This is a genomic window from Bacillus sp. AFS017336, from assembly GCF_002555445.1.
GTDB lineage: Bacteria > Bacillota > Bacilli > Bacillales > Bacillaceae_G > Gottfriedia.
Map to the genome: position 1 here is coordinate 1 of NZ_NUCO01000023.1, position 19,455 is coordinate 19,455.

Here is a 19,455-nt window from a genome sequence, read left to right on the forward strand (position 1 = left end):
AAACATCAGCTATTAGGCTGGTGTTTTTTTGTATGTAATTATGTATCCTTAATTTCGATTCAATTGTAGAGTTTAATAGTTTTCCTTTAATAAGACTTATCAAATTCTGTTTGCCGGATAACAAAGACATAAATCAAGATGAGTAAAAGGAAAGTAAATCATATTATAATGGATGTTTAAATTTGGCAGGTCACGCTACCAAGAGAACACACCATACTAAATGTATTTGAAATAGTTTAAGCAAGTAAAGGAGTGGCTGATGAATTATGAATGATAACACCTTTTATAGTTTCGACTTTTTCACGAGTTACTTATGTACTAAAATGACTGCATTTATTCGAAATTTAAGAATGCTCACTAAAGGATCGCTTTTTTTTTTAGCTTTGCCCATTACTGTTCAGAGTAATATTTCTTCTAATAAGGCTTTACGACTCAAATACAAGCGCCAGCGCCGAAAAATCAAGCTTTATGGACTTTGTCTATACACTGAGACTACATTTACTTGTAGTCCTTTTTTAGTGGTTTAAAGAGAAAACCTTAAAATCTAGGAAAAAAATCTTTTTTAGTAAAGCACAAAATTAGAACTATTTTCATATATTACAAAAAAATAGGCACTAAATTGTATAAAAAGTTTTTAATTTGCAAAACTAAATAATAAATGAAATTGTTTAATCAATATGAAAATTAAGTCGTAACTATATTTAGAGGAGGAAATACAATGAAATCTTCAAAGTGTATAGTTTGTGAAGAGAAAAAAGAGCAAGGAATTCATATTATCGAGGCATTTGTATGTGAAGAATGTGAAAAGAAAATCGTAACAACAGAAACAGATGCACCTCTATACAATTCCTTTGTAGAGAAGTTAAGAAGTATTATTACGGTGAAAGAAGAAATTGCAAATTAAAGATTAACATAAACATAGTAGACTAATAGTAGTTTTATAAGTTGTTGTAAGATAAAATAAAGTATAAAATGAAGGACCGATTACTGTATACAAGGACCTCTGCCATAATAAATTACTGTTTGGTTACTCTTAAGTGACTAGACTTTTTAAGTAATGGAGAGAGCTTGTAAATGTAATCGGTTTTTATATTGCGTATTTATTAAAACTTAGTGATTAAGTGCTGTTAAGAAGTGGTTTGGAATCAATTGATTGTCTTTAAATGTTGGACAGCATTTTGATTATTTTTATTTTAAATTATCACTAAAAAAATATATTAATATAACGATATATAAATAACTTGTGTAATCAAAGGAAGCGTTAATCATGAATAAAATGCCATTACTAAATGCATTGAAAGAGTTTGTTACTAAAGAAACAATATCTCTACATGTACCAGGACATAAAAATGGAAAGCATACATACATAAAGGATTTAGAATTACCAAATATATTAAGTTATGATGTGACAGAATTAAACGGACTGGATGACTTACATTATCCTTCAGAGGCAATTAGTGAGGCTCAAAACATTTTAGCCGAAGTTTATAATGCAGAAGAGAGTTTCTTTTTAGTGAATGGATCAACTGTAGGTAACTTAGCCGCTATTTTAGCTTTATGTAGTGAAAATGAGGAAGTATTTGTTCAACGTAATTGTCATAAGTCGATTTTTCATGGTCTATTACTTGCTGGAGCAAAGCCTATATTCTTGCCTTTAGATATTGATGAAGAGTTAGGACAACCGCTTGGAATTAACATTGAACAATCACTGGAAGTAATAAAAGACTTTCCCAATGCCAAGGCAATGATTTTAACGAATCCTAACTACTATGGAATGTCTCAGTCTTTAGGAAATATAATTGAATTCGCCCATAGTATGGGAATCCCTACGATAGTTGATGAAGCCCATGGAGCACATTTTATCATTGGAGCACCATTTCCAGAAGACGCGCTTTCTATGGGTGCGGATATCGTCATTCAGTCAGCGCATAAAACCTTACCTGCAATGACAATGGGCTCATATCTACACATAAAATCAAATCTTGTTTGTAAAGAAAAGATTAAAGAAATGCTGAGAATGCTACAAAGCAGTAGCCCTTCTTATCCAATCATGGCTTCTTTAGACTACGCAAGGAACTTTGTCGAAACATTTTCTTCTAGTAAAGTGATAAAGCTTCAGAAGAAAATTGAACAGTTTATTGAAGGTGTAAATGAGTTAGCTAGTTTAAAAATTGTTACTACAGATCATTTAAACTATAAGAAGGATTTATTAAAATTAATCGTAAAAAGCGAAAAAGGACATACCGGTAAGCAATTACAGGATCTATTTGAAACTGAGGGGATCTATACGGAGCTTTCTGATTGGGGACATGTTCTATTTATTTTACCTCTAGACGAAAAATATGATTTTAGTGACCTGATTTATCGTATAAAAAAAGTAACTGATGACATTGATTTTATTGAAAATAAAGTGCCTAAGCTTACCGTACCTAATTTTTCTAGTACAGTTTCTTATAGTTATTCCGGTTTAAAGAAAAAAAGAAAGATGGTAAAAGATTTAGCAGATTCTGTTGGAGATATTTCGGCAGAAAATATTGTTCCATATCCACCAGGAGTACCAATTTTATTAAAAGGTGAACTGATCACGACTAAGCATGTTGATTATATTTACGATATACACCAATATGGAATGACAATTCATAGCTTAATTGAAAATAAAAATTTACAAATTGAAGTATTGATTTAGGAGGAAATAGGTTGAAATCTTTATTTATTACATTTGAGGGACCAGAGGGTGCTGGTAAAACAACGATTATTAATATGGTATCAGAAGAACTTCGAAATAAGGGCGTAAATTTTATATCTACTCGTGAACCTGGTGGTATCCGAATAGCTGAAAGTATAAGAAATATTATTTTAAACACTGAAAATGTTGAAATGGATAAGCGTACGGAGGCGTTGTTATACGCAGCAGCGAGGAGACAGCATTTGGCGGAAAAGGTAATTCCGGCATTAGAAGAAGGAAAAATTGTATTATGCGATCGATTCGTAGATAGCTCACTTGCATATCAAGGAGTCGGTAGAGGGATCGGTATAGATGAAATTTATAATATAAATCAGTTTGCAATCGATGGGTTAATGCCGGATTTAACAATTTATTTTGATTTAGATCCTAAAGTTGGGCTGAACAGAGTTCACCAAGCGGATGAGAGAGAAGTTAATAGACTCGATTTAGAAGAGCTAGATTTTCATTTAAAGGTTCAAAGCGGATATGCTGAAATAATGAAAAGGGAACCAGGACGTTTCAAAAAAATTGATGCATCGAACTCAATCGATCAAGTATTTAAGGACACATTAGAAGTCGTTTTAGAAAAGATTGAACAAATTTAATTATTAACAAGAGTTGATTCCATGACCAATAAATTTACTGAACTGGTATAATAGAATGAGAATAAGTTTTGTAAATTTACTGGAACTTGCATATGAACTTAATAAATTGTATTTATAAGATTATGGTTAAGTAATTTAGAACACGAAACATTCGGAAACAAAGAAGCGTTTTTATTCAATTTATAGATATGAGAAGGTGTAAACATGAGCACATCTTGGGAGGAATTAACCGAGCGTCAGCCAGTTGCTACAAAAATGTTAAAAAATGCCGTTATTAAGAACAGGGTGGTTCATGCTTACTTATTTGAGGGCCCAAGAGGAACCGGTAAACGAGAACTTGCATTATATTACACAAAAGTATTACTATGTGAGAATGTAAGTGACGCTACACCTTGTGGAACTTGTCGTAATTGTAAGCGTGTCGATTCCGGTAATCACCCAAATGTTTACTTAATCGAACCTGAGGAAACCTCTATAAAAAAGCAACAAATTCAACAACTACAAGAGGAATTCTCTAAAACGGCTGTTGAATCGAATCGAAAAATTTATATAATAGACCACGCTGATCGAATGACTACGAATGCAGCAAATTCATTATTAAAATTTTTAGAGGAGCCTGTTTCAATTACAACCGCGTTTTTATTAACTGAGCAAGTACAACAAATTTTGCCAACAATACAATCTAGATGCCAATCAATTCATTTTAATCCATTGCCAACAAAGTATTTTGAGGAACATTTAACAAAAATTGAACTACAATCAAATTTAATCCCTTTATTGGCAAGAATCACAAATAGTGAAACTGAGGCAGTTCAAATTGTTGAAGAAGAATGGTTTGCACAAGCTAGAGATTTAGTGATAGAATTATATGAAGCATTATTAACGACGAAAAAAGATAGTCTTTTGATTATACAGCAAAATGTTTCTCGTCATTTCAATACGAAGGAACAGTTACAAATGATGCTTGATATGCTTGTATTAGCCTTTAAAGATATGTTATATATATATGCTGAACAAGATCAAAACGTTGTTTTTAAAAATGAAGAATCATTAATGAGACAAGCAATAAACCGCATTTCATTAGAGAAAATAACTACTTGTTTAGAGATCATCCTTGATGCTAAAAAACGACTAACATCAAACGCAAATATGTTAATGGTTTTAGAGCAAATGACTATAGAGCTACAGGAGGGATTGTAGATTGTGTACGAAGTAGTCGGAGTACGTTTTAAAAAAGCTGGTAAAATCTATTATTTCGACCCAAATGGATTAGCAATCCCTAAAGATACATTTGTCATCGTTGAAACGGTGAGAGGGATTGAATTTGGAAAGGTAGTTGTTCCAAATAAAAAGGTCGGAGAAAATGACGTAGTCCTTCCATTAAAGAAAGTTATGCGATTAGCTGATGAGCATGATCGTACGATTGTTGAAGAGAATAAGCATTCAGCTAAAGAAGCTTATGAGGTTTGTTCTAGTAAAGTTATGCAACATGAACTAGATATGAAATTAGTTGATGTCGAATATACGTTTGACCGAAATAAAGTCATCTTTTATTTTACTGCAGATGGTAGAATAGACTTTAGAGAATTAGTTAAGGATTTAGCTGCAGTATTTCGTACTCGAATTGAATTAAGACAAATAGGTGTACGAGATGAAGCAAAAATGCTCGGTGGAATAGGCCCCTGTGGTAGAATGTTGTGTTGTTCTACATTTTTAGGAGATTTTGAACCTGTATCTATAAAAATGGCTAAAGATCAAAATCTTTCCCTTAACCCAGCAAAAATTTCAGGACTTTGTGGCCGTCTAATGTGCTGCTTAAAATATGAGAATGATGAATATGAGGCTGCAAAGGAACAACTTCCAGACTTAGAGGATATCATTCAAACAACAGAAGGTCCTGGAAAAGTAGTAGGATTGAACATCCTAGAACGAGTTATTCAAGTAGAATTGATCAAAAAAGAACGCGTTGTGGAGTATACCCTGGATGATTTAATTCATGAGGGAGTTGTGTCAATACAAACCACAGATTAAGAGGTGGTAAGATTGGACAAGAAGAATATATTCTTATCTCTTTCCAATATGGAAGAACAAATTCAAGATTTATCAACACAGCTTAGTGACTTAAAACAATATATTGCTGAGCTTCTAGAAGAAAACCACTATACGAAAATTGAAAATGACCACTTACGTGAACGATTAGGTCTAGAAAAGCGTGTAGAAGAAAAAGAACAAATAAAAGATTCAAAGAAGAAAAAGGTACAAAAGGATAAGGATCTTGGTGAAGGCTACGATAACCTAGCGAGACTTTACCAAGAAGGTTTCCATATTTGTAATCTACATTATGGAAGCGTGCGTCATGGTGAAGACTGTCTGTTTTGTTTATCCTTCTTTGATAAAAAGTAACGGTAGGCTATTCCCTAAGAAGCGAACGATTACCTTAGAAACAGCTATTATGTGAGCTGGTTTGAAAGGTAATATGACGTGATTTCAATGGGAATAGCTTCTTTTTATGCATTCATAGTTAATTAAAAGGCAATTAGGCAATGATAAGAGATACATATTGCCTAAGATATTTGAAAGGAAAAAAATATGCTTAAAGGTGACGAACGTTTAGATTACTTATTAACTGATGATATGAGGATTATTCAAAGTCCTTCAGTTTTTTCATTTTCATTAGATGCGGTTCTTTTATCAAACTTTACATATGTTCCAATTCAAAAAGGCACAATTGTTGACTTGTGCTCTGGAAATGGCGTTATTCCTTTGATGCTACATCGAAGATCAAAGGCAAATATTATTGGGGTAGAAATACAAGAACGATTGTACGATATGGCTAAAAGAAGTATTGAATACAACAAGCTAGAAGAAAAAATATCAATGATTCATGACGATTTAAAAAATGCACCAGACAAAATCGGGAGAGAATTCGTGGATGTTGTTACGTGTAATCCACCATATTTTCAAGATATTCCTACATCTGAACAGAATATTAATGAGCATTATGCAATTGCGAGACATGAAATCAAAACGAATTTAGAAGAAGTAATCATTGCAAGCAAACTGCTTTTGAAGCATGGAGGAAAATTGGCGATAGTTCATCGTCCGGGTCGAATGCTGGATATTGTTACTTTGATGCGAAAGCACGGCATTGAACCGAAGAGAATTCAATTCGTCTATCCGAAAGTAGGGAAGGAAGCAAATACACTTCTAATTGAAGGAATAAAAGGAGGCAAAGCAGACCTAAAGATTTTGCCACCGATTTATGTATATGAGGAAAATAATGAGTACACGCCAGCACTAAAGGAAATTCTATATGGAAAATAAGCATTATTTATATGTGTTAGAATGCGCTGATGCGACCTTTTATGCAGGCTATACAACTAATATTGAGCGTAGAATTAAGCAACATAATGATGGAAAAGGCGCAAAATATACTAGAGGCAGAGTACCTGTAAAATGCATATTCTTTAAGGAGTATTCAACTAAGCGAGAAGCAATGCAAGCTGAGTATGCGTTTAAGCAATTATCAAGAGAAAATAAAGTACGATATATGAGAGAAGGAACGTGCAATGATAAAAAGCCAAAAGAGCTTTTTAAATGAAGAATTAGGCTGTCTTTATTTAATACCTACGCCTATTGGTAATTTAGAAGATATGACCTTTAGGGCAGTTCGAATACTAAAAGAAGTAGATTATATTGCAGCGGAAGATACTCGGAACTCCAAAAAGCTCTGTAATCACTTTGAAATTCCTACACCATTAGTAAGCTATCATGAACATAACAAAGAAAAAGCGGGATTAAAAATCATTGAAGATCTAAAACAAGGGTTGAAAGTTGGGCTAGTTAGTGACGCGGGTATGCCATGTATTAACGATCCAGGTTATGAGCTTGTACAACTTTGTTTAGACGCAGGAATATCCGTTATACCTTTACCAGGTGCAAACGCTGCTTTAACTTCCTTAATTTCATCTGGACTCCCTACAGATTCATTTTTATATATAGGATTCTTAGCGCGTCAAAAAAGAGATAAGAAAAAACAACTTGAACCGCTAAAAGGTCAACGAAGTACAGTTATTCTATATGAGTCACCACATCGTTTAAAAGAAACATTACAAGTCATTCTCGAAATACTAGGCGACAGAAAAATTGTACTTTGCAGAGAGCTTACAAAGAAATTTGAAGAATTTTTGCGTGGAACTGTTAGTGATGCAATTGAGTGGTCAACTAATGAAGAAGTACGTGGAGAGTTTGTTGTTATTTTAGAAGGTGCCTCCGAGGAAGACGTGAAAAATAGTGAGGACTGTTGGTGGGAAGAACTGACTATAAACCAACATGTTGATTGGTACATAAATGAGAAAAAGGAAAAAAGTAAAGATGCAATAAAACTTGTTGCAAAAGATCGCTCATTAAATAAAAGAGATGTTTATGCAGAATATCACGAAATTTAATAAATATAAAGTTAGGCTGCCGTATTTAAATGTGAAATTCTCTAATCATGATTTTAATTAATTGATTAGTTAAAGAATGCAATTTAAATGGGCAGCCTCTTCTATTTAATTATGATCAGCTATAAATTGTTCAATTTCGAATTTTAAAAGCTCTGCGCCTTTTTTACTTAATACAATTTTGCCATCAGCAACCTCGAGATTATTTTTAGATATTTCTCCAGTCATCATACAAGTCATATTAGGCTCATATTTTTTTAGGATAATTCGATCATCTTGAACAAATATTTCAAGTGTGTCTCTTTCAGTGATGTTTAGTGTTCTTCTAAGTTCGATTGGGATTACTACGCGACCAAGCTCGTCTACCTTACGGACAATTCCTGTTGATTTCATCATTAATCCTCCTATTAATTGTTTATAAAAATAAAATGGTTAGATTGTTTTGGAACTACTCTAACTAAATGAGCTAATAAACGAGAAAATATATGTATATTTAAGAGAAATAATAGAAATAGATGTTACTATTGTGTAAAATTTAACTTGTAAAATAAGTGTGAAGTTGTAAAAGTAGATGGAATATGCAGATAACTCATTTTTCATTTTATAATGAAATGCAAAATCATGCGAATAATTTAGTGTCAATATTTAGAAATTTTTGAAGGAGGAGTATTGGTAAATGAGTAATAAAACTTTTTATATTACAACCCCAATTTATTATCCGAGCGGAAAACTACATATAGGTCATGCGTATACAACTGTTGCTGGGGATGCAATGGCTAGATATAAAAGACTTCAAGGCTTCGATGTTTTTTATTTAACGGGTACAGATGAACATGGTCAAAAAATTCAACGTAAAGCTGAGGAGTTAAATGTATCGCCTCAAGAATACTTGGATAATATCGTTGTTGGTATTAAAGACCTTTGGACTAAATTAGATATCTCATACGATGATTTTATTCGTACAACAGAAAACAGACATAAAGAAATTGTTGAAAAGATTTTCAAACAATTATTAGATCAAGGTGATATTTATTTGGACGAGTACGAAGGATGGTATTCAGTTCCAGATGAGACATTCTATACTGAGACACAAATAGTTGATCCTATTCATAATGAAGAAGGAAAAATTGTTGGTGGAAAGAGTCCTGATAGTGGCCATCCTGTAGAGTTAGTTAAGGAAGAGTCATACTTCTTTAAAATGAGTAAATATGCCGACCGATTATTGAAGTATTATGAAGAGAACCCAGAATTTATTCAACCTGAATCAAGAAAAAATGAAATGATCAATAATTTCATTAAACCAGGTTTAGAGGATTTAGCTGTTTCTCGTACGTCATTTGACTGGGGTGTAAAAGTACCTGGTAATGCTAAACATGTTATTTATGTTTGGATTGATGCGTTATCTAACTATATTACAGCACTAGGATATGGATCAGACCAAGAAGAAAACTATAAAAAGTATTGGCCAGCGAATGTACACTTAGTTGGTAAGGAGATTGTTCGTTTCCATACGATTTATTGGCCAATTATGCTAATGGCATTAGATTTACCATTACCTAAAAAGGTATTTGCTCATGGATGGTTATTAATGAAAGACGGTAAGATGAGTAAGTCAAAAGGGAATGTTGTAGACCCAGTAGTACTAATCGACCGATATGGATTAGATGCTTTAAGATATTACTTATTACGCGAAGTTCCTTTTGGATCAGATGGAATATTTACGCCGGAAGGTTTCGTTGACAGAATTAACTTTGACTTAGCGAATGACTTAGGTAACTTATTAAATAGAACAATTGCAATGATTGAAAAGTATTTTAATGGAAAGATTCCTTCATTAAATGGAACAGTTACGGAATTTGATGAGAGTCTTCAACAAATGGCGAAGAGCACAAGAGAATCTGTGGAAGCAGCAATGGATAACATGGAATTCTCAGTTGCGTTAACAAATATTTGGCAGTTTGTTAGCCGTACGAATAAATATATTGATGAGACGCAACCATGGGTGCTAGCAAAGGATGAAAGCCGTGTACAAGAGCTAGCTTCTGTAATGGCGCATTTAGCTGAATCTTTACGTCATGTTGGAATTTTATTAAAGCCTTTCTTAACTCAGACACCTACAAAAATATTCACTCAGTTAGGACTAACTGAAGAAGGAATATTATCATGGGATAGTCTAAATGAGTTTGGAGCAATTAGTGAAGGTACAAAAGTCCAAAAGGGTGACCCAATTTTCCCTCGTTTAGAAACAGAAGTTGAAGTTGCATATATTAAAGAGCAAATGCAAGGCACTGTTAAACCTGTGGAAGAAGTGAAAGTTGAAGAAGAAGCTATTCCTGAGATCACAATTGATGAATTCTTCAAAGTTCAACTAAAGGTTGCTGAAGTGAAAGAAGCTGGTTCAGTAAAAGGGGCAAAAAAACTTCTTAAACTTCAGTTAGATTTAGGAAATGAATCAAGACAAGTTGTTTCAGGTATAGCTGAACACTATAAACCAGAAGACTTAATTGGTAGAAAAGTGATTTGTGTAACGAATTTAAAACCTGTAAAGCTAAGAGGCGAACTTTCTGAAGGAATGATTCTTGCGGGAAGTATTGAAGGTAAACTATCACTTGCAACAATTGATCAATCATTACCGAACGGTACGATTATTAAATAATGTTACTAAGAAAAGTACTTCGTGTAAAAACTAGCATGAAGTACTTTTCTTTTTTTGTTTTATTTTACTGAAATAATTGTTGGATGATGCTGAAAATTGTAAAAATATCATAGAAATCACAAATATGATAATATTTTGTTGGATTATGGCATGTATTAACAAGACATTGTTAAAAAATGTCATTATATGAAGAAAATATTACAGATAGATTACAACGGTAAACTTAAAAAATTATCTGATTTTATTTTAAAGTGACAGAAAGTCCTGTTATTGCATGGGATTTATTTAAAAGACCTTTAAAAATTTATTAGAAATCACTTAAATTTGCCTGTTTCTTTTTGTAACGGAATTGTTAACTGCGCGTTAGGTAAGAAATTTTACGGTATGCTAGACTAAATCTCAGATGAGCAAAGGGGAAGTAAAAATGCTTTTTGATACACATGTACATTTAAATGCAGATCAATACAAAGAAGACCTTGAAGAAGTAATTAGTAGAGCTCTAGAAGCAGGAGTTGTTCATCAAGTAGTTGTTGGTTTTGATCGACCGACAATTACGAAGGCTATGGAATTAATTGAGAAATATGACTTTCTTTATGCGGCAATTGGTTGGCATCCAGTCGATGCGATTGATGCAACTGAAGAAGATTTTAATTGGATTAAAGAACTATCAAAGCATCCTAAAGTAGTAGCGATTGGTGAAACAGGATTAGATTATTACTGGGATAAGTCTCCAAAAGAAATTCAAAAAGAAGTATTTCGTAAACAAATTCAATTAGCAAAAGAATGCGGACTACCGATTGTTATTCACAATCGTGACGCAACAGAAGACATTGTAACTATTTTAAAAGAAGAAAATGCATCTGAAGTAGGCGGAATAATGCACTGCTTCGGCGGAAGTGTGGAAACAGCAAGAGAATGTATTAATATGAACTTCTATATTTCATTAGGAGGACCAGTTACATTTAAAAATGCAAAAAAACCTAAAGAAGTTGCGACAGAAATTCCGTTAGAAAATCTATTAATCGAAACGGATTGTCCATACTTAACACCACATCCGTATAGAGGAAAAAGAAACGAACCTAGCTATGTATCACTTGTTGCTGAGGAAATTGCACGTTTAAAGAATATATCAGTTGAGGAAGTTCAAAAAAGAACTTTTGAAAATGCGTGTAATATTTTTCAGATTAACAAATGATTTCATGAACTAGTACGAATACATATTATTCGTCACAGTTCGCGTATGAAGAGTTGAAGAATTTGTCGAAAGAAAACTCTTCTACTTCTAAATCTAGTAAACATACATTCAGTAGAGTAGAAGCACTAGTTAATAGGTTTGGAGCTAGTCAATCTTTTTTCTCAGGCAAAAAGGAGGAGTAAAATCGTGATAGACGCGAATAGGTTACTTTCTAGACTTGGGAGTAGTAAAAAACTAGCAGTACAACTTGCAGGAGCTTTAGTTTTCACTGGATCAGTAGGTACAGGAGCATATGAGGGACTTAAAGAACAAGTAACTCTTGAGGTAGACGGGAATAAACAGGTTATTCAAACACATGCAAGTACTGTGGCTGAATTATTGAAAGAACAAAATTTTAAAATTACAAATGAAGATGAAGTATATCCGTCAGCCAAAACGAAAATATCAGATGATATGGATATTACAGTACATCTAGCAAAACCTGTTAAACTTACGATCGACGGGCAGGAACAAGTCATTATGACAACTGCTCAAACAGTAAAAGAATTATTAAAAGAACAAAATATTAATATTAAGCCTGATGATGTAATAATGCCTGCACTTTCGACACCGTTAGAGGAAAATGGTAAGGTATCTTACGAGAAAGCATTCCCTATGGTTTTAAATGACGGAGGGGTTTCTAAAAAAGTTTTTGCAACTTCGACTACTGTCGCTGACTTTTTAGAAAAGCAGAACATTACTTTAAACGAATTTGACCGAGTTGAACCAGGTGCTGGAGAAATGATCAAACAAAACGATACAGTTCGAGTTATCCGTGTCGAAAAAGTCAACGATGTGGTGGAAGAGCCTGTAGATTTTAAAGAAAAACAAAAAGAGGATTCTTCTATGAATAAAGGTGAATCTTCGGTCATTTCAGAAGGTGTAAAAGGTCTTGTTAAACGTAACTTCGAATTAATTAAGGAAAATGGTAAAGTAGTTTCTAAAACACTTGTTGACGAAACTCTATTAAAGGATCCAGTTGATCGTGTAGTTGCAGTTGGTACAAAGACTGTACCGTCATCTAGTGCATTAGTAAAATCTAGTGCTCCAAAATCAAATAGTAAGGTAAAAGAAATGTATGTTGAAGCAACTGCATATTCGCCTTATGATGCTGGTATGTCAGGTACAACAGCTTTAGGTATTAATGTTCGCAAAAATCCTAATACGAAGCTAATTGCTGTCGATCCAAACGTTATTCCATTAGGATCTAAAGTTTGGGTTGAAGGATATGGTGTTGCGATTGCTGGTGATACTGGTGGTGCAATTAAAGGGAAAAGAATTGATATTTTAATGCCTACAAAAAATGAGTGTTTTAATTTTGGTCGACGTACTGTAAAAATTCGTATCATTCATTAATCATTTTAAAAATAATATAGAAGATAAAAGAAAAGTGGAAGGATAAATCCTTCTGCTTTTTTTCATATTAAGAAAATATAATTGGGAATGGTGAAGTTGTGGTAGATTCCAAATTTAGGTGCAGCTACAACTCTGTCTTCTCCAATGGGGAGTTTACTTTAAAACTATTTTTAACAGAGTATGAAGTTTTTTTATCCATATGGTATGATTACATATACTTGTAATGGTTGGAGGAACAAATGAAAATTAAAGAAATCATTGTTGTTGAAGGTAAAGATGATACAGCGGCTATTAAAAGAGCTGTGGATGCAGATACAATTGAAACAAGTGGTTCTGCTATAAATAAGGATACTTTAAAATTAATAAAGCATGCTCAGGAGACTAGGGGAGTAATCGTATTTACAGATCCCGATTATCCTGGCCAGCGTATACGTTCGATTATAAAAGAACATGTACCAGGATGTAAGCATGCATTTTTACCAAAGGAAGAAGCTGTTCGTTCAGGTAAAAAGGGATTAGGAATCGAGCACGCTACTAGAGAATCTATTCGAAATGCCTTAATTCATGTTAAGCAAGAATTTATCGAAGTTGAGTCTGAAATTACGAAAGAAGATTTAATCGATGCAGGATTAATTGGACATCCTTCATCAAGCATAAGACGAGATAAACTTGGTAAAATTCTTAATATAGGCTATACAAACGGAAAACAGCTAGAGAAAAGACTGCAAATGTTTCAAATTTCAAAAGACGAATTTGGACAAGCAGTAAAAAAAGTTTTAATGGAGGAAAAGTAATGAAGGATATCGCAACTCCTAGTCGTACGAAAGAGATATTAGCAAAGTACGATTTCTTCTTTAAGAAGAGTTTTGGACAAAATTTCCTAATTGATACAAATATACTTGAGAACATTGTAAGTTATGCAGATTTAACAGAAGAAAGTTGTGCAATTGAAATTGGACCGGGAATTGGAGCATTAACTGAGCAGATTGCTAAACGCGCTAAAAAAGTATTAGCCTTTGAAATAGATAATAGATTAATTCCAATCTTAGAAGATACTCTTTCACCGTACGATAATATACAAATCATTAACGAAGATGTATTGAAGGCGGATGTTGAAAAGGCAATCAATGAATATTTACCAAATGAGAATGATATTATGGTAGTCGCAAACTTGCCATATTATGTAACAACGCCAATTATCATGAAGCTATTAACAGAAGGTTTACCAATTAGAGGGATTGTATGTATGCTACAAAAAGAAGTAGCAGATCGTATCGCTGCAAAACCAGGAACAAAAGATTATGGCTCATTATCAATTGCGATTCAGTTCTATACACAAGCATCAACAGTTATGACTGTACCTAGAACGGTATTCATGCCACAGCCAAACGTTGATTCCGCTGTTATTAAGCTAATAAAACGTGACAAACCAGCAGCAGAGGTAGTAGATGAATCATTCTTTTTTGAGGTAGTCAGAGCGAGCTTTGCCCAAAGAAGAAAAACATTAAATAATAATTTATTAAATAATTTCTCTAAACTGAAGAAGGATAAATCAATTCTTGAAGTTTGCCTTTTAGAAGCCGGTATCGAAGGAACTAGAAGAGGGGAAACATTATCAATTCAAGAATTTGGTACTTTAAGTAATATTCTATACAAACACATAAAATAAAAAGATGGGGATTATGAACAATTATTTCTATTGTTTATAATCCTATTTTTTATGTAATGGTTTAAATTCGTTTCGTTTAATAAAGCTTCTTTTCACCCTTTTTTTTGTCCATACATAATCTAAAAAAAGAAAGCTAACTCGTGGTGTGTATTTAAGCAATTTTGGAGGGGAAGGCATGTGAATATTAATATAGGAGATATTGTAGAACGAGCATCTTATAAATATGACTTAGTTTTTCGAGTAGTAGAGGTAAAACAAATCGGAGATGAAGTCATTGCTGTTTTATATGGTGACGATTTTCGTTTAATAGCTGATGCGCCTTTATCCGACCTACGAGTAATTATTGAATCAGAATATCGAGAAAAAGGCAAAAGATCATCTGTTCAAATTGAAGAAAACTATAAATTGTTTAAGAAAGAAAACCAAGAACAAAACGAGAAAAGACGGTTTCAAGCAACTAATGGATTTCGAACAGATGTAAATCTTTTTCAAATTCCAGGTCGGGTTCTTCACATTGATGGAGATCCAGTTTACTTAAAAAAATGTCTTGAAATGTATAATAAGATGGGCGTTCCAGTTGAAGGGATCTATTGTAAGGAAACAGAATTACCGACGAAAATCGGTCATTATATAGATCATTATCGTCCTGATATTTTAGTTATTACTGGTCATGACGCATATACAAAGGCAAAAGGTGTTGTGACTGATTTAGAAGCTTACCGACATTCAAGATATTTTGTTGATGCTGTAAAAGAAGCAAGAAAAAAAGTACCTTCTTTAGATCACCTTGTTATTTTTGCTGGTGCGTGCCAATCGCATTTTGAAGCGATTATACGTGCTGGAGCAAACTTTGCAAGCTCACCAACTAGGGTCAATATACATGCTTTAGATCCAGTTTATGTAGTCGGAAAAATAAGCTTCACATCCTTTATGGATAGGGTAAATGTTTACGAAGTAGTACGTAATACAATTACGGGTGAAAAAGGTCTAGGAGGAGTAGAAACAAAAGGAATACTAAGAACTGGGCTTCCGTTTCAATCAATGGATGAGGAATAGAAAAGAGATTTTCTACATGAACGAAATGAATTGTTTCGTTTGTAGAAAATCTTTTTTTTATTATGATACATAAATTTCTATTTTCTACAAATAATAGACGAGTATTGCAAAAAAACGTTGACAGGTATCCTATATCGTTGGTATAATTTTATCTTTTTTGACTTAGTTTACATAAGATGGTATACTTGTCATAGTGAGGTGGTATGAAATGGCAAAAAAATTATCTGAAATAAAGGATACTTTAGATAGTCATGTTGGACAACGACTTACATTGAAGGCAAACAGCGGGCGCAGAAAGACTGTAGAACGTTCCGGTGTATTAGCAGAAACATATCCATCCATATTCGTAGTACAATTAGATCAAGAAGAGAACGCATTTGAACGCTTATCTTTTAGTTATGCAGATATTTTAACAGAAACAGTTGAATTGTTTTTCTGTGATGACCATACAAGTGGACTGATGGCGAATGGACAGTAGAATTATCTACTGTCCCTTTTCTTTATATTAGTATTCATGAAATTAAAAAATTTACACATACTAAAAATGTCGAAGTAGTAAAAGGGGGTTGCTTTATTTGGGTAGAAGAAGAAGTATGATGTCACAGAGCTTTAAAGAGGAACTTGCAAAAGATCTAGGTTTCTATGACGTTGTTCAAAAAGAAGGCTGGGGAGGCATTCGAGCGAAGGATGCCGGCAACATGGTTAAAAGAGCAATCGAATTAGCTGAGTTACAATTATCTAATAAGCAACAATAACAATCTTCACTTCGACAAATAAATTTATCTTCACAAAAACCGAAGCAAAATGCTTCGGTTTTTGTGAATTATCATAAAGAAATTCTAATATATTGGTCACTTTCAATGGGGTACATTTTTCTTATGAGGTAATTATGATACAATAGCAAAAAAGTAAGTGTTCATAAGAAGGTGAGAATATGAAATTAATGGTGAAGGCTCCTGCGAAAATTAATCTTTCATTAGACGTTGTAGGAAAGAGAGGCGACGGTTATCATGATGTAAAAATGATCATGACAACAATTGATTTAGCCGATCGAATTGAGTTAGAGCTTATTCAAGAAGATAAGATTGTTGTTACATCACATAATCGTTATGTGCCAGATGATCAACGCAATTTAGCCTATCAAGCTGCAATGCTTTTGAAGGAAATGTTCGGAGTTAAATTAGGAGCGCATATTTTTATTACAAAAAATATACCTGTTGCTGCCGGTTTAGCAGGTGGTAGTTCAGATGCGGCTGCAGTGTTGAGAGGGCTAAATAAGCTTTGGAATTTAAATTGTACTTTAGATGAATTAGCTGTGATAGGTTCTAAAATTGGATCAGACGTATCATTTTGCGTGTACGGCGGAACAGCTATTGCGACAGGTCGTGGAGAAAAAATCGAACATATCGATACACCACCGCCTTGTTGGGTAATTTTAGCGAAACCAACGCAAGGAGTGTCAACTGCAACTGTTTACCAAAAGCTTAAATTAGATAATGTTCAACATCCTGATGTAGACCGTATGGTCAGTGCCATTTCAAATAAAAATTATGATGATATATGCATGTCCTTAGGGAATGTATTAGAAACGGTTACACTGCATTTACATCCAGAAGTTGCAATGCTTAAGGATCAAATGAAACGTTTTGGTGCTGATGCTGTTTTAATGAGCGGAAGTGGTCCTACAGTATTTGGATTAGTTCGACATGATTCTAGAATGAATCGTGTTTATAACGGATTAAAAGGTTTCTGCGATCAAGTATACGCTGTTCGGATGTTAGGTGAAAGGGAAAAACTTGATTAAAAACGAATATTATTATAAAATTTTTATAAAACATTCGTGATTTGAGGTGCTGCATGAAAATTAGAAGAAGCTCTCGTCTTGTAGGTATGACACACTATTTGTTGCATCATCCACAACAGTTAGTATCATTAACATTTTTTGCTGAATTATATACTTCTGCTAAATCATCAGTTAGTGAGGATTTAGGAATCATTAAACAGACATTTGAACAGCAAGGAATTGGAACTCTAATGACTGTACCAGGAGCGGCTGGTGGTGTAAAGTATATTCCTAGTATTAGTAATCAAGAAGTAAACACATTGATTGAAGAGCTTTGTGATTTACTTCAAAAGCCAGACCGAGTATTACCTGGTGGATATTTATATATGACAGATATTTTAAGTAATCCTAACTATGTTAATAGTGTAGGTCGTATGTTTGCATCAATATTCGGTAATCAAAAAGTTGATATCGTAATGACAATTGCAACAAAAGGGATTCCATTAGCATATGCAGTTGCAAATTTTTTAAATGTACCAGTTGTAATTGTTCGTCAGGATAACAAAGTTACAGAAGGATCGACTGTGAGTATTAACTATGTTTCTGGTTCTTCAAAGCGTATACAGACAATGTCATTGGCAAAAAGAAGCATCGAGGCCGGTTCAAATGTATTAATTATCGATGATTTTATGAAAGCCGGTGGTACGATTACTGGTATGAAAAACTTGCTTAAGGAATTCCAGGCAAATGTGGCAGGTATTGGTGTATTAGTTGAAGCAGTTAATATTGAAGAAAGATTAGTTGAAGATTATATTTCGCTTGTAAAATTATCTGAGGTAAATGAAAGAGAACAACTTATAAGAGTTGAACGAGGCAATTACCAAGAAGAATCATTTATTAAAACTGAAAGCTTATAATCATAATATAGATAAGCTATTTTGTCATAATAAAGAAGGGGAAGATACATAATGCAATTAATTCATACGAATAATGCACCAAAAGCAATTGGACCATATTCTCAAGCAATAATCGCTAATGGCTTACTTTACACTTCTGGACAAATTCCATTAACTGCAGACGGGAATCTCGTTGAAGGTGGGATTGAGGAACAAACTAAACAAGTGTTTGCGAACCTTAAAGCCGTTCTAGAAGAAGCTGGTACAGATTTATCTAAAGTTATTAAAACAACAGTCTTTTTGAAGGATTTAACTACTTTTGTTGATTTTAACGCTATTTATGAAGAATATTTCAACGGACATAAACCTGCAAGAAGCTGCGTTGAAGTTGCAAGATTGCCTAAAGATGTACTAGTGGAAATTGAGTGCATCGCAGTTATTTAAAGAATTTGCGACGAAGTTTGTGGTTGGATTGAAAATTAACTATATATACTTATAATAAAAAACCTGAAAATTTTTTCAGGTTTTTTTTATTTTCATTAAAAACTAATTAAAAAATTCCGATAAATTAGTTGAAACCTTAAATTTAGTAAACATTTTTAAAAATTAAATAATTTACATAAAAAATTTTCCAAAAAGAAGGAAATTATTGATAATTGTTGAAACTTACTAATTATGGTTTAAGTTGAAAAAGGTGGTGAACAAGATGGAAGTGACAGACGTAAGACTACGCCGCGTAAACACGGAGGGTCGTATGAGAGCTATTGCATCAATTACTTTAGATCATGAATTTGTAGTTCATGATATTCGTGTAATCGATGGTAACAACGGATTATTTGTAGCAATGCCAAGTAAACGTACTCCGGATGGAGAGTTCCGTGATATCGCTCATCCGATTAACTCTTCAACTCGTAGCAAAATACAAGATTCTGTATTAGCTGAATATCACCGTGTAGGTGAGCTGGAAGAAGACTTTGAAGAAGCAGGTGCTTCTTAAAAATATGACCAAAAAGAACCCATTAATGTATAA

General features: G+C 33.4%; 22 protein-coding genes. 21 read left to right on the forward strand and 1 reads right to left on the reverse strand.

The annotated features are described in order from the left end of the window. The first annotated feature begins 718 nt into the window (after positions 1-718). From CN601_RS14055 to rsmI, 9 genes are all read left to right on the forward strand, one after another. Entirely contained in the window at positions 719-904 is a 186-nt protein-coding gene (locus tag CN601_RS14055) for a sigma factor G inhibitor Gin (RefSeq protein WP_098117883.1), read from the forward strand. A gap of 363 nt (positions 905-1,267) precedes the next feature. Then, a complete protein-coding gene (locus CN601_RS14060; protein WP_098171379.1) occupies positions 1,268-2,686 on the forward strand; it encodes an aminotransferase class I/II-fold pyridoxal phosphate-dependent enzyme in 1,419 nt (472 codons plus the stop codon). A gap of 11 nt (positions 2,687-2,697) precedes the next feature. Next, the gene (gene tmk, locus CN601_RS14065) at positions 2,698-3,330 is read left to right on the forward strand and encodes a dTMP kinase (protein WP_098171380.1); all 633 of its coding nucleotides are present in this window, start codon (positions 2,698-2,700) and stop codon (positions 3,328-3,330) included. 204 nt (positions 3,331-3,534) lie between these two features. After that, entirely contained in the window at positions 3,535-4,530 is a 996-nt protein-coding gene (holB, locus tag CN601_RS14070; RefSeq protein ID WP_098171381.1) for a DNA polymerase III subunit delta', read from the forward strand. A 3-nt stretch (positions 4,531-4,533) separates the two neighbouring features. Continuing rightward, entirely contained in the window at positions 4,534-5,361 is an 828-nt protein-coding gene (locus tag CN601_RS14075) for a PSP1 domain-containing protein (protein WP_098117887.1), read from the forward strand. Between the two features lie 12 nt (positions 5,362-5,373). Next, on the forward strand, positions 5,374-5,733 hold the full coding sequence (yabA, locus tag CN601_RS14080) for a DNA replication initiation control protein YabA (protein WP_142317352.1): 360 nt from the start codon (positions 5,374-5,376) through the stop codon (positions 5,731-5,733). 186 nt (positions 5,734-5,919) lie between these two features. Next, positions 5,920-6,654 (forward strand): tRNA1(Val) (adenine(37)-N6)-methyltransferase, encoded by a 735-nt coding sequence (locus CN601_RS14085; protein WP_098171382.1) that lies wholly within the window; start codon positions 5,920-5,922, stop codon positions 6,652-6,654. Further along, complete coding sequence (locus CN601_RS14090) at positions 6,644-6,931, forward strand: GIY-YIG nuclease family protein (protein ID WP_098117889.1); 288 nt, start codon at positions 6,644-6,646, stop codon at positions 6,929-6,931. Before CN601_RS14085 ends, CN601_RS14090 begins: the two co-directional genes overlap by 11 nt. Further along, positions 6,903-7,778, forward strand: a complete 876-nt coding sequence (gene rsmI / locus CN601_RS14095; RefSeq protein ID WP_098171403.1) for a 16S rRNA (cytidine(1402)-2'-O)-methyltransferase — start codon at positions 6,903-6,905, stop codon at positions 7,776-7,778. Before CN601_RS14090 ends, rsmI begins: the two co-directional genes overlap by 29 nt. Positions 7,779-7,883: 105 nt before the next feature. Here the strand turns inward: rsmI and CN601_RS14100 are convergent, their stop codons facing one another. Beyond that, positions 7,884-8,168 carry a transition state genes transcriptional regulator AbrB gene (locus CN601_RS14100; protein ID WP_098171383.1) on the reverse strand — a complete coding sequence of 95 codons (285 nt, stop codon included), beginning with the start codon at positions 8,166-8,168 and terminating at the stop codon, positions 7,884-7,886. A 283-nt stretch (positions 8,169-8,451) separates the two neighbouring features. Between CN601_RS14100 and metG the strand changes: the two genes are divergently transcribed. The 12 genes from metG (at position 8,452) to spoVG (ending at position 19,422) form a co-directional block, all read left to right on the forward strand. Further along, positions 8,452-10,431: a methionine--tRNA ligase gene (gene metG, locus CN601_RS14105; RefSeq protein ID WP_098171384.1), complete on the forward strand. Its 1,980-nt coding sequence runs from the start codon at positions 8,452-8,454 to the stop codon at positions 10,429-10,431. A 424-nt stretch (positions 10,432-10,855) separates the two neighbouring features. Continuing rightward, entirely contained in the window at positions 10,856-11,626 is a 771-nt protein-coding gene (locus tag CN601_RS14110; RefSeq protein WP_098117892.1) for a TatD family hydrolase, read from the forward strand. A 186-nt stretch (positions 11,627-11,812) separates the two neighbouring features. Continuing rightward, positions 11,813-13,021 (forward strand): G5 and 3D domain-containing protein, encoded by a 1,209-nt coding sequence (locus CN601_RS14115; RefSeq protein WP_142317353.1) that lies wholly within the window; start codon positions 11,813-11,815, stop codon positions 13,019-13,021. A gap of 239 nt (positions 13,022-13,260) precedes the next feature. Further along, positions 13,261-13,815, forward strand: a complete 555-nt coding sequence (rnmV, locus tag CN601_RS14120; RefSeq protein ID WP_098117894.1) for a ribonuclease M5 — start codon at positions 13,261-13,263, stop codon at positions 13,813-13,815. Further along, a complete protein-coding gene (gene rsmA, locus CN601_RS14125) occupies positions 13,815-14,690 on the forward strand; it encodes a 16S rRNA (adenine(1518)-N(6)/adenine(1519)-N(6))-dimethyltransferase RsmA (protein ID WP_098171386.1) in 876 nt (291 codons plus the stop codon). The genes rnmV and rsmA overlap by 1 nt, the downstream gene beginning before the upstream one ends. 177 nt (positions 14,691-14,867) lie before the next feature. Further along, entirely contained in the window at positions 14,868-15,746 is an 879-nt protein-coding gene (yabG, locus tag CN601_RS14130) for a sporulation peptidase YabG (protein WP_098171387.1), read from the forward strand. 208 nt (positions 15,747-15,954) lie between these two features. Next, on the forward strand, positions 15,955-16,224 hold the full coding sequence (gene veg / locus CN601_RS14135) for a biofilm formation stimulator Veg (protein WP_069033953.1): 270 nt from the start codon (positions 15,955-15,957) through the stop codon (positions 16,222-16,224). A 97-nt stretch (positions 16,225-16,321) separates the two neighbouring features. Then, positions 16,322-16,501, forward strand: coding sequence for a small, acid-soluble spore protein, alpha/beta type (locus tag CN601_RS14140; protein ID WP_098117897.1), 180 nt, complete (start codon positions 16,322-16,324; stop codon positions 16,499-16,501). A gap of 179 nt (positions 16,502-16,680) precedes the next feature. Continuing rightward, the gene (gene ispE / locus CN601_RS14145; RefSeq protein WP_098171388.1) at positions 16,681-17,550 is read left to right on the forward strand and encodes a 4-(cytidine 5'-diphospho)-2-C-methyl-D-erythritol kinase; all 870 of its coding nucleotides are present in this window, start codon (positions 16,681-16,683) and stop codon (positions 17,548-17,550) included. Between the two features lie 53 nt (positions 17,551-17,603). Continuing rightward, entirely contained in the window at positions 17,604-18,446 is an 843-nt protein-coding gene (purR, locus tag CN601_RS14150) for a pur operon repressor (RefSeq protein ID WP_098117899.1), read from the forward strand. Between the two features lie 51 nt (positions 18,447-18,497). Next, the gene (locus tag CN601_RS14155; RefSeq protein WP_098117900.1) at positions 18,498-18,869 is read left to right on the forward strand and encodes a RidA family protein; all 372 of its coding nucleotides are present in this window, start codon (positions 18,498-18,500) and stop codon (positions 18,867-18,869) included. A 262-nt stretch (positions 18,870-19,131) separates the two neighbouring features. Continuing rightward, positions 19,132-19,422 (forward strand): septation regulator SpoVG, encoded by a 291-nt coding sequence (spoVG, locus tag CN601_RS14160; protein WP_056474486.1) that lies wholly within the window; start codon positions 19,132-19,134, stop codon positions 19,420-19,422. Positions 19,423-19,455: the final 33 nt, after the last annotated feature.

Coding starts and splice junctions, on each gene's coding strand:
- holB (WP_098171381.1), top strand. CDS start 3,535: ATGAGCACATCTTGGGAGGAATTAACCGAGCGTCAGCCAGTTGCTACA.
- spoVG (WP_056474486.1), top strand. CDS start 19,132: ATGGAAGTGACAGACGTAAGACTACGCCGCGTAAACACGGAGGGTCGT.
- metG (WP_098171384.1), top strand. CDS start 8,452: ATGAGTAATAAAACTTTTTATATTACAACCCCAATTTATTATCCGAGC.
- CN601_RS14060 (WP_098171379.1), top strand. CDS start 1,268: ATGAATAAAATGCCATTACTAAATGCATTGAAAGAGTTTGTTACTAAA.
- CN601_RS14090 (WP_098117889.1), top strand. CDS start 6,644: ATGGAAAATAAGCATTATTTATATGTGTTAGAATGCGCTGATGCGACC.
- veg (WP_069033953.1), top strand. CDS start 15,955: ATGGCAAAAAAATTATCTGAAATAAAGGATACTTTAGATAGTCATGTT.
- CN601_RS14100 (WP_098171383.1), bottom strand. CDS start 8,168: ATGAAATCAACAGGAATTGTCCGTAAGGTAGACGAGCTTGGTCGCGTA.
- rnmV (WP_098117894.1), top strand. CDS start 13,261: ATGAAAATTAAAGAAATCATTGTTGTTGAAGGTAAAGATGATACAGCG.
- CN601_RS14155 (WP_098117900.1), top strand. CDS start 18,498: ATGCAATTAATTCATACGAATAATGCACCAAAAGCAATTGGACCATAT.
- CN601_RS14085 (WP_098171382.1), top strand. CDS start 5,920: ATGCTTAAAGGTGACGAACGTTTAGATTACTTATTAACTGATGATATG.
- CN601_RS14110 (WP_098117892.1), top strand. CDS start 10,856: ATGCTTTTTGATACACATGTACATTTAAATGCAGATCAATACAAAGAA.
- purR (WP_098117899.1), top strand. CDS start 17,604: ATGAAAATTAGAAGAAGCTCTCGTCTTGTAGGTATGACACACTATTTG.
- rsmA (WP_098171386.1), top strand. CDS start 13,815: ATGAAGGATATCGCAACTCCTAGTCGTACGAAAGAGATATTAGCAAAG.
- CN601_RS14055 (WP_098117883.1), top strand. CDS start 719: ATGAAATCTTCAAAGTGTATAGTTTGTGAAGAGAAAAAAGAGCAAGGA.
- ispE (WP_098171388.1), top strand. CDS start 16,681: ATGAAATTAATGGTGAAGGCTCCTGCGAAAATTAATCTTTCATTAGAC.